Annotated in this window: 12 protein-coding genes; 9 read left to right on the top strand and 3 right to left on the bottom strand. The window is 71.1% G+C overall.

Annotated elements, in window-relative coordinates; genetic code table 11:
* Positions 1-344 precede the first annotated feature (344 nt).
* From ACIHFD_RS62375 to ACIHFD_RS62335, 9 genes are all read left to right on the top strand, one after another.
* Positions 345-512 carry a hypothetical protein gene (locus ACIHFD_RS62375; protein ID WP_397375023.1) on the top strand — a complete coding sequence of 56 codons (168 nt, stop codon included), beginning with the start codon at positions 345-347 and terminating at the stop codon, positions 510-512.
* Positions 513-778: 266 nt separating this feature from the next.
* Positions 779-1,075 (top strand): DUF4287 domain-containing protein, encoded by a 297-nt coding sequence (locus tag ACIHFD_RS62370; RefSeq protein ID WP_397375022.1) that lies wholly within the window; start codon positions 779-781, stop codon positions 1,073-1,075.
* 31 nt (positions 1,076-1,106) lie between these two features.
* Positions 1,107-1,286 (top strand): hypothetical protein, encoded by a 180-nt coding sequence (locus ACIHFD_RS62365; protein WP_397375021.1) that lies wholly within the window; start codon positions 1,107-1,109, stop codon positions 1,284-1,286.
* A gap of 206 nt (positions 1,287-1,492) precedes the next feature.
* Positions 1,493-2,368 carry an alpha/beta fold hydrolase gene (locus tag ACIHFD_RS62360; RefSeq protein WP_397375020.1) on the top strand — a complete coding sequence of 292 codons (876 nt, stop codon included), beginning with the start codon at positions 1,493-1,495 and terminating at the stop codon, positions 2,366-2,368.
* A 366-nt stretch (positions 2,369-2,734) separates the two neighbouring features.
* Positions 2,735-2,860 carry a lasso RiPP family leader peptide-containing protein gene (locus tag ACIHFD_RS62355; RefSeq protein WP_364266855.1) on the top strand — a complete coding sequence of 42 codons (126 nt, stop codon included), beginning with the start codon at positions 2,735-2,737 and terminating at the stop codon, positions 2,858-2,860.
* Positions 2,861-2,942: 82 nt separating this feature from the next.
* Positions 2,943-3,056, top strand: coding sequence for a lasso RiPP family leader peptide-containing protein (locus ACIHFD_RS62350; protein ID WP_350737853.1), 114 nt, complete (start codon positions 2,943-2,945; stop codon positions 3,054-3,056).
* Between the two features lie 13 nt (positions 3,057-3,069).
* Positions 3,070-4,884 (top strand): asparagine synthase-related protein, encoded by a 1,815-nt coding sequence (locus tag ACIHFD_RS62345; protein ID WP_397375019.1) that lies wholly within the window; start codon positions 3,070-3,072, stop codon positions 4,882-4,884.
* Positions 4,881-5,156, top strand: a complete 276-nt coding sequence (locus tag ACIHFD_RS62340; RefSeq protein WP_397375018.1) for a lasso peptide biosynthesis PqqD family chaperone — start codon at positions 4,881-4,883, stop codon at positions 5,154-5,156. Before ACIHFD_RS62345 ends, ACIHFD_RS62340 begins: the two co-directional genes overlap by 4 nt.
* Positions 5,153-5,575, top strand: coding sequence for a lasso peptide biosynthesis B2 protein (locus ACIHFD_RS62335; RefSeq protein WP_397375017.1), 423 nt, complete (start codon positions 5,153-5,155; stop codon positions 5,573-5,575). Before ACIHFD_RS62340 ends, ACIHFD_RS62335 begins: the two co-directional genes overlap by 4 nt.
* A gap of 129 nt (positions 5,576-5,704) precedes the next feature.
* Here ACIHFD_RS62335 and ACIHFD_RS62330 read toward each other — a convergent pair whose 3' ends face one another.
* The 3 genes from ACIHFD_RS62330 to ACIHFD_RS62320 all read right to left on the bottom strand — a co-directional run bounded on the left by ACIHFD_RS62330 (position 5,705) and on the right by ACIHFD_RS62320 (position 7,612).
* On the bottom strand, positions 5,705-5,911 hold the full coding sequence (locus ACIHFD_RS62330; protein ID WP_397375016.1) for a hypothetical protein: 207 nt from the start codon (positions 5,909-5,911) through the stop codon (positions 5,705-5,707).
* 46 nt (positions 5,912-5,957) lie between these two features.
* On the bottom strand, positions 5,958-6,209 hold the full coding sequence (locus ACIHFD_RS62325; protein ID WP_397375015.1) for a hypothetical protein: 252 nt from the start codon (positions 6,207-6,209) through the stop codon (positions 5,958-5,960).
* 188 nt (positions 6,210-6,397) lie between these two features.
* Complete coding sequence (locus tag ACIHFD_RS62320; RefSeq protein WP_397375014.1) at positions 6,398-7,612, bottom strand: ROK family protein; 1,215 nt, start codon at positions 7,610-7,612, stop codon at positions 6,398-6,400.
* Positions 7,613-7,929: the final 317 nt, after the last annotated feature.

Genomic DNA, 7,929 nt, shown 5'->3' with positions numbered 1-7,929 from the left:
CGCCCAGCCGGCCGGCCAGCCAGTAACGACCCAAACGCCGCGGGTCGGATGGGGTGAGAGGAACCATTAAGCGTGCCATTTCGGGAAACTCCGGATGGGCTGAAGGTCAAGGACAGCTGCCGGATGCCGAACATCGGCGTGGAGCCCAAGCACCCCAAGAGCGTACGCATGATCGGCCGGGGCGTCCTCATCCAACCCGAATCAGGCCTCTCCATCGTGCGTCAGCCGCACGCGCTCAATGAACCCTTTTCAGGCTCCGCGGCGGTCCTGGAGGAGAAGTCGCCGCGCCTGGCCGACCCGGTCGAGCCGATGCACGCCCGGCCGACCCGGCGCTGGGTGCCGTGGTGTTGTTCGCGAACGCCGTCGGCGACGACACGATGACCAGCGCCGATTGGGAGGAGATCGTCCAGCAGGGCGCGAGTGGCTGTCAGTGGAACGTGGACGGCACCCGCGCGGTCGCCGCTGACCTGCGCGCTCTGGCCGACGGCCGGCACAGGGCGGACCCGACCTGATCGCGCGCCTGTGGACCGCGGAGAAGGAGCTCAGCACGGCGCTGCAGGTGGATAGGTCGGCGGGGGGTGAACGCCCGGCTCCAGCCGCGCGAGCGAGCGCAGGCAGAGGTGCGGTTCGGCACACGTCTGGCCGCTGTGCTCGCTGCCAAGCGCCCCACTGCACGACCGGAAACCCCGGCCCGCGGGCCGGGGTTCTCCGCCCTGGAAACCGATCGCACCAAATGGGACACTGTGGCCGGAATATCCCATGACGAGTGGAGAGAACCATGTCGTTCCAGGCATATTTGGACAACATCGAGGGCAAGACCGGGCTGACGCCGCGAGAGTTCATAGTCTTGGCGAGGGAGCGCGGCTTCGATGATCCGTCAACGAAGGCGGGGACGATCATTGAGTGGCTGAAGCAGGACTATGGTCTTGGGCGCGGGCATGCGATGGCGTTGGTGCATGTGATCAAGAAGGGCCCGAAGATCGACGCGAAGCATGTCGGGACCTCCGGTTCTCATCGAGACGAGTCCGACACGCTGTGGCTGGATGGCAAGGACAACCGGCCTCAGGCGAACTGACATCTGGCCCGAACAGATGTAGGCCCCCTGCATGTCCGCCGCCGGCTCCAGGCCTGGGCTGTCGATCGCCGGGCGGGAAATGCCGGCCCAGGATGTCGGCCCACTCCGGCAGGATGACGAAACCGCCGTTGCCGTAAAGCTGGTCGGCCTGAAGGGCGACCAGCTCGGCGAGCGCCGCGATGAACGGGCTGGCGGCCTGCTCGGCGGGTAGCGCCTGCGTTCTCGCTCGCGGATGGAGTCATGGGTGTCGCTACCGTCCGGCGCTGTCACCTGCCCGGCTGGGGTTGGTGTCGATCCTGCAGTTCGGTGAAGGGCTGTCCGACCGGCAGACGGCCGGGGCCATCGCGGCGCGCTGTTCTCGGCCGGGCCATCGGTAAATGTCGGCGTTCGGCAGCAGGTAGCAGCTACCGTGCCTCCATGTTGGATGCACACGAGCGATTTGTGGCCTCCGGGCCGCTGCAGATTTGGACGGAGCGGGTCGGGGATCCTGGGCTTCCCGCTGTTCTGATGGTCATGGGGTCGGCTGCTCAGGGTGTCAGTTGCCCTGATGCACTGGTTGGTCGGCTGGTTGAGCGTGGGGTTCAGGTGATCCGGTTCGATCATCGGGACACTGGTCGGTCCAGCGTTGTCGACTTCGATGCCCACCCGTACACCATCGGGGACATGGCTCGCGACTGCCTGGCTGTGCTGGACGGTTATGGACTGAGCTCCGCTCATGTGGCTGGGACTTCCATGGGCGGCATGATCGCGCAATGGCTGGGGGTGCACGCGCCGGACCGGGTCCGGTCTTTGACCGTGATGTCCAGCTCGCCGATGGGTCATGATCCGGGTCCGGCGTGGGCACGGGCGCTGGCCGGGGAGTCGGCCGACCCGGATGATCTACCGCCGCCGTCGCCGGCGTTTCTCGCGCATATGGCCGCCGGGCTGCCGCCGGGAGTGGAGTCCGACGTGGCCTTGTTCCGGGTCTTCAACGGGCCGGTTCGGCCGTTCGACGAGCGGGCCGCCCGGGCGATGCTGGAGTTGGCGCTGTCGCGGGCTACCGACCCGGCGGCCGCGGCCAACCACCACCGGGCCGTGTGGATGGACGCCCCTGACCTGCTCGCCCCGCTGTCGTCGATCACCGCGCCGACCTCGATCGTGCACGGCGACCAGGATCCGGTCTATCCGCTCGTTCACGGCGAGGCCCTGGCCGCCGCGATTCCGGGCGCGGTACTGCGCGTCGTGCCCGGGATGGGCCATGTCATGACTTCACCCGGCCTGCCCGAGGAGGTCGCCGACCTGATCCGGCTGTGACCCGCCTTGCGGGGGCGGTGCCGTGCCGATGAACAGCCGCGCGGTCGGCCCCGCGCCAGCCGGGGTCGTGATCGGGTTGACGCCATCCCACTCGGTCAAGGGGGCGCAGTGCCATCTCCACTCCACCTGTCGCTCGCCCACACAGCAGGCTGGCAGCGCACTACCGGTATCGCCTTGACCCGGCACACCATGGCCACCGCTCCGCCGTACGCGGTGAACCTTGGCTTTCGTTCTTCGCTTCCGCCGCGGTGCCGGGCCTGGCGTTCGAGTGTGTCCGAGTGTGTCCGACCTCCTGTTGGACAGCGAGAGCGTAGGTCTTCACTGACGGTGACGCGGCGATCCGCCGCACGGACGAAGGGACCTGTCATGATCGACAACGAGCGCACCGAGCCGTACGAGCCCCCGCAGATGCTCGAGATCGGCGAGTTCGGGCAGCTGACCCGCGGCTACGGCATGCTCAACATGGACTGGGCCTACTACTACGCGGGGTAGTGAGGCCACCGTGCCCATCGAGTCCCACGGAGTCCGGTACGGGTCCGGACAGCCGGCACATCCCAGGAGAAAGGCACCACTCATGGTCGACAACGAGCCGTACGAACCCCCGCGGATGCTCGACATCGGCGAGTTCGGAGAACTGACCCGCGGCATGGCCGGGCCGCTGATGGACGCGGTCTACTACTACCAGTGAGGCGAGGAGTCCGGTGCGCAAGCTGAGCGGCGAGGAGTTCGCGGTGCTGTCCGACAGCGCCGCCGGCGAAGCCCTCGCTGAGGCGCTGTACGGCGCGGTGGTGCTGAGCTACGCGTCCGGCCGTCCCTGTCTGCTGGCCGCCTCGCCCGGCGAGATCGTCCACGCGGAGGCGGGCCACGCGCGGCTGGCGGTGATCGGCACGTGCCCGGTCACCGCCGGCCGGCTCCGGCGGATGGCGGCGCGGCTGGGGTGCCTGGCGGACGCCGACGCGGTGGCCGCGGCGCTGCCCGGCAGTTTCCATCTGGTCGCCGTCGTGGGCGGGCAGGTTCGGGTGCAGGGCACCGCTTCGGGCATGCGGCGGGTGTACTACGCGCGGGTCGGCGGGGCGGTGGTCGCGTCCGGCCGGGCGGCGCTGCCGGCCGCGCTGACGCGGGCGGCGGTGGACGAGCAGGCTCTGGCGATGCGGTTGCTGATGGCGGTTCCGCCGGCGCTGGCCGAGCCGCTGTGGGAAGGGGTCGCCATGGTGCCGCCCGGTGAGGCGGCGCACATCGACGCGGACGGGGTGCGGCTGCGCGCCTGGTGGCGGCCGCCGGAGCCGGAGGTAGCGCTGGAGGAGGGCGCTCCCGTGGTGAGGGCGGCCCTTGAGGAGGCCGTGGCCGCCCGGATCGGCGAGGGCATGGTAGTGGCCGGCGATCTGTCCGGCGGGCTGGATTCCACGCCGGTCAGCTTCCTTGCCGCCGCGGCGGCCGGGGAGCGGTCGGCGAAGCTGATCACGTTCGTGCTGGCCATCGACGATCCCGAGCATGACGACGCGGAGTGGGCGGCCCGGGCGCGGGCGCACCTCCCGGGCGAGCACGGGGTGGCCCGGCCCGGTGACCTGCCCAAGTGGTTCGCCGGGGCGGCCGAGGCCGTTCCCGGGCTGGACGAGCCGACGCGGTGGCTGCGCACGCTGGCCCGCGAGCTGGCGAGTTCGGCACTGCTGGCCGGGCTGGGCGCGGCCGTGCGCCTGACCGGGCACGGCGGTGACGAGGTCACGCTGCTGCCCGACTGCTACCTGCACGACCTGGCCCGTCGCCACCCGGCGGCGCTCTGGCCCCACCTGCGCGAGCGGCGGTCCAGGGCCCGATGGCCGCTGTGGGCGTGCGCCCGCGCACTGGACGACCGGCGCCCCTATGCCGCCTGGCTGGCGGATCAGGCGCAGGCACTCAGCGCGCCGCTGTCCCGCTTCCGGCCGGACTTCGGATGGGAGCAACCGCTACGCCTGCCTGACTGGACGACCGAGGCCGCGACGGACACGGTCCGCCGGCGGCTCGTCACGTGCTCGGCCGAGCCGTACTCCCCTCTGCGCGCCCAGCACCAGAGCCTGTCGAGCGTCCGTACCATCGCCGCCTCCCTCGACGGCGTGCGGGGCCTGACGGGCCGCGTGGGCGCCCCCGTGCACGCCCCCTATCTGGACGACCACGTCGTCGCCGCCTGCCTGGCCGTGCGGCTGGACCAGCGGGCGGTGCCGGGCGTCTACAAGCCGCTCACCCGGGCCGCGATGCGTCCCGTCATGCCGGCCGAGTGTTTGGAACGTACCACCAAGGGCGAGTTTTCGGCCGACATCTACCAGGGGCTGCTCCGCCACCGCGACCAGCTCCTGACCCTGCTCGACGGTTCGCTGCTGGTGGAACGCGGCCTGGCCGACGCCGCCGCCCTGCGCCGGGCCTGCGTGCGCACCCCGGCCGAGGGCGGGCCGGGCGTGATGGCACTCGACGTCTTCATCGCCGCCGAGAACTGGCTACGAGCCCTTCTTGCCTACCCCACCCAGGAGGAGTCGTGTGCGTGAAGCTTCGCCCCGGCGTCACTCTCACCCCGATCGACGAGGTTGCCGTGCTCCTGGACGAGCGCACCGGCCGCTACCGCCAACTGAATGCCACCGCCGCGCTCGTCCTGCGCAGCCTGCTGGCGGGACACGGCCAGGACGAGGCCGCCCGCGACCTCGTCCGGACCCATCCGGCCGCAACGCCCACCGCCGAGGCGGACATCGCCGCGCTCGTCGCGCAGTTGCGCGCCGCGAACCTGATCGTCGAGACCGTCGACCGGGAGCAGCCGCGATGAGCGTGCCCATGGTGCCCGCCGACCGGCCCGCCCTGCCCTGGCGCCGCCGCCCGCCGGCGCTGGCCGCCGTGGCCGCCGCACACCTGATCGCCCGCCTGCCGCCGGCCCGCATCCGCGCGGTGCTGACCTTCGCCCGCCGCGGCGCCGCGCCCGCGAGCGCCGACCAGGCCAGAGCGGCACGGGACGCGGTGATCGCGGTCAGCCTGTCGTGTGCCGGGGAAGGCTGCCTGCCCCGCTCCATCGCCGCCGCCCTGCTGTGCCGGTTGCGCGGATGCTGGCCCACCTGGTGCGCGGGCATACGGGTCCACCCGTTCGGCGCCCATGCCTGGATCGAGGCCGACGGCCAACCCGTCGACGAGCCGCCCCGCCACTACCGGGTCACGATCGCCATCGCCCCGGACAGAGAGCTTCGAAGATGAGGGTCCGATGGTCGGTGAGCACCAGAACCGTTCGGGAGGGGAGTCACCGGCGCCGCGGCGGGTGTTTCCCCAGGACGGCACCGGGGGGCGCGGCTGGATCTAGCGGGCAGGAGAAAGAGGCCCTGCTTCCTACATGACGGCGATCATCGTCGACATCTCCATGGTGTCGTGCCTCGCGTGTGCATGGGCGGCTCCGGCGGCCGCGTCCGCCAGCGTCGGCCATCGCCCTTCGCTCAGCATGTGGTCGGGCTGGAAGCCCACGGCGGTGAATCGATAGCAGCCCAGCTCGGCGACGTATCCGGCGGTCCCGATCAGCACCTTGCCCTCGAGGTGCACTTGGGCGCCGCGCCCAGTGAGGCGATCTTGGTTGCCGACGGGCCGGTCAGGGGCACTTGGCCCGCATGGTGGGGCTGTACCCGTTGCCGCCCCCCATGAGGTGCCCCATCAGGCGGTAGGTGAACGTGGTGCCGCGCTTGCACCCCTTGTACAGGGTCTTCGGCCCCGGGGCGTTGTAGGTCGTGCCCGCGATCTTCTGCCAGCCCCACCAGCGCTTGCGCTGGAGTTGGATGGAGACCCGCGCGGACCGCCGGCACCCCGGGGCCCACGAGGTCGCCGCCACGTGTCCCCTGCGCATCTCCGGCTTGTAGACACGGATCTGGCACGAGGTCGCGGTGGCGGCTGCGGGGGCCGCGGCGGCCGTGCTGGACTACGCCGCCACAGCGGCAGAGGCCCGGCGCCCCGACCGTTATCGACGGCTACGACCTCAATCGTTTACGGAACGACTGTGCCGATCGGCTTATCGGCGCGGCCGTCCTGATCCCATCAGCGCAGGGTGGCCAGTGTGTCGAGGGGGTTGTCGAGGAGGTTGGCGAAGGCGAGTTCGGCGGCACCGGCGAGTGTGGTGTCGTCGCCGAGGGCCGTCACGGCCAGGCGGACACGTTCGCGCGACACCGGCAGGACATGCGCGTCGATCCGGGCACGGACGCGTGACGCGGCGCCCGGGTAGACATCGCGGAGCATCCCGCCGAAGACCACGAGCGCCGGGTTGAACAGGTTGATGAGGTTGACGACGCCGACACCGAGCCAGTCGCCGATGCGGTCGAGGGCGTCCCGCGCGCGGGCGTCGCCGGTCCCGGCGAGGGCGACGACTGACCGGATACCGTCGCGTCCGACGAGTTCGCCGGACCGTCCCGCGTAGTCGAGCAGCGCCTCCTCCCCCACCTCGGCCTCCAGACAGCCGCGCGACCCGCACAGGCAGGGCCGCCCGTCGAACGGGTTGACCAGCATGTGCCCGAGTTCGCAGCCGTAGCCTCCGTCTCCGTCCAGGAGTTTGCCGCCGACGATGATCCCGCCGCCGACGCCGACGTCCCCGTGCAGGTAGATGAGGTTGTCGACGTCGCATCCCGCGCCGCGTACGTGCTCGGCGATCGCACCCAGGTGTGCCTCGTTGCCGACCTCGACGGGAAGCCCGAGGCCGAGCCCGGCGGCCAGTTCCGCGCCGAACGCCTGGTCCACCCAGCCGAGGTGCGGCCCGTACCGGACCGTGCCGTCGGCGCGCCTGATCAACCCGCAGTACGACGCGCCCACACCCACGCACAACGCGCCCGGACCGGCCCCGGCGACCAGTTCGCGGCCGAAGGTGGCGAGGACGCCGACGACGTCCTCCAGGTCGACCCCGGCGCGGGTGCGCACGGCCTCGCGGCGGTCGAGGACCCGGCCGCCGAGCCCGACACGGGCCGCGAGCAGCCGGTCCACGGCGACGTCGAACGCGAGCCCGTACAGTGTCCCCTGCTCGGGCATGACGACGATGGACGGCCGCCCAGCGCGACCCCGCCCGATGGGGACGTCCTCGCGGACGAGCCCGGCGGCGGCGAGTTCGGCGGTCAGGTCCATGATGGTGCTGCGGTTGAGGCCCATCCGGCGGCTGAGCGCGGCCCGTGACACGGCCCCGTCCTTATGGACGCGCCGCAGCACCTCACTCAGGTTTCGTTGCCGCATCTGCTCCTGTGTCCGCGCGCCCGCCACCGATCCCGTCATCCCCGCCAGCCTAGGCCGGGGTCGGTACTTGTGAACAGCAGGACAGCCATGAGCGCGACCCACTGGTAACAAGCGTTCCGAGGCGAGGAGCCACATCTCAGAGAAGGACGCGATCACCAAGTACCGGTGAACTCTGCGCCTGCCGAAAATTCCATCCATGCAGTTCAAGCTGCATCGATGGGCAGTAACCGCAGCGCGGCAAATGTGATGGTGAGGTAGGCCAGGCGGAGGAGCACGGCCGATCATCATGCCGTACGCGTTTGCCTCTCTTGGCGGCCCGAGCTGCGCGCACGCCAAGCGCTGCGATGACCACAGGG

It is taken from the genome of Nonomuraea sp. NPDC051941, from assembly GCF_044593615.1.
Note: the sequence above shows the minus strand (reverse complement) of the source record. Positions and strands in the feature narration are given on the sequence as shown.

What these genes read in the sequence shown, in the direction of transcription:
- ACIHFD_RS62335 (WP_397375017.1), top strand. Translation starts at nt 5,153, where the DNA reads ATGAGCGTGCCCATGGTGCCCGCCGACCGGCCCGCCCTGCCCTGGCGC.
- ACIHFD_RS62325 (WP_397375015.1), bottom strand. Translation starts at nt 6,209, where the DNA reads ATGCGCAGGGGACACGTGGCGGCGACCTCGTGGGCCCCGGGGTGCCGG.
- ACIHFD_RS62360 (WP_397375020.1), top strand. Translation starts at nt 1,493, where the DNA reads ATGTTGGATGCACACGAGCGATTTGTGGCCTCCGGGCCGCTGCAGATT.
- ACIHFD_RS62320 (WP_397375014.1), bottom strand. Translation starts at nt 7,612, where the DNA reads ATGACGGGATCGGTGGCGGGCGCGCGGACACAGGAGCAGATGCGGCAA.
- ACIHFD_RS62350 (WP_350737853.1), top strand. Translation starts at nt 2,943, where the DNA reads ATGGTCGACAACGAGCCGTACGAACCCCCGCGGATGCTCGACATCGGC.
- ACIHFD_RS62365 (WP_397375021.1), top strand. Translation starts at nt 1,107, where the DNA reads ATGTCCGCCGCCGGCTCCAGGCCTGGGCTGTCGATCGCCGGGCGGGAA.
- ACIHFD_RS62370 (WP_397375022.1), top strand. Translation starts at nt 779, where the DNA reads ATGTCGTTCCAGGCATATTTGGACAACATCGAGGGCAAGACCGGGCTG.
- ACIHFD_RS62355 (WP_364266855.1), top strand. Translation starts at nt 2,735, where the DNA reads ATGATCGACAACGAGCGCACCGAGCCGTACGAGCCCCCGCAGATGCTC.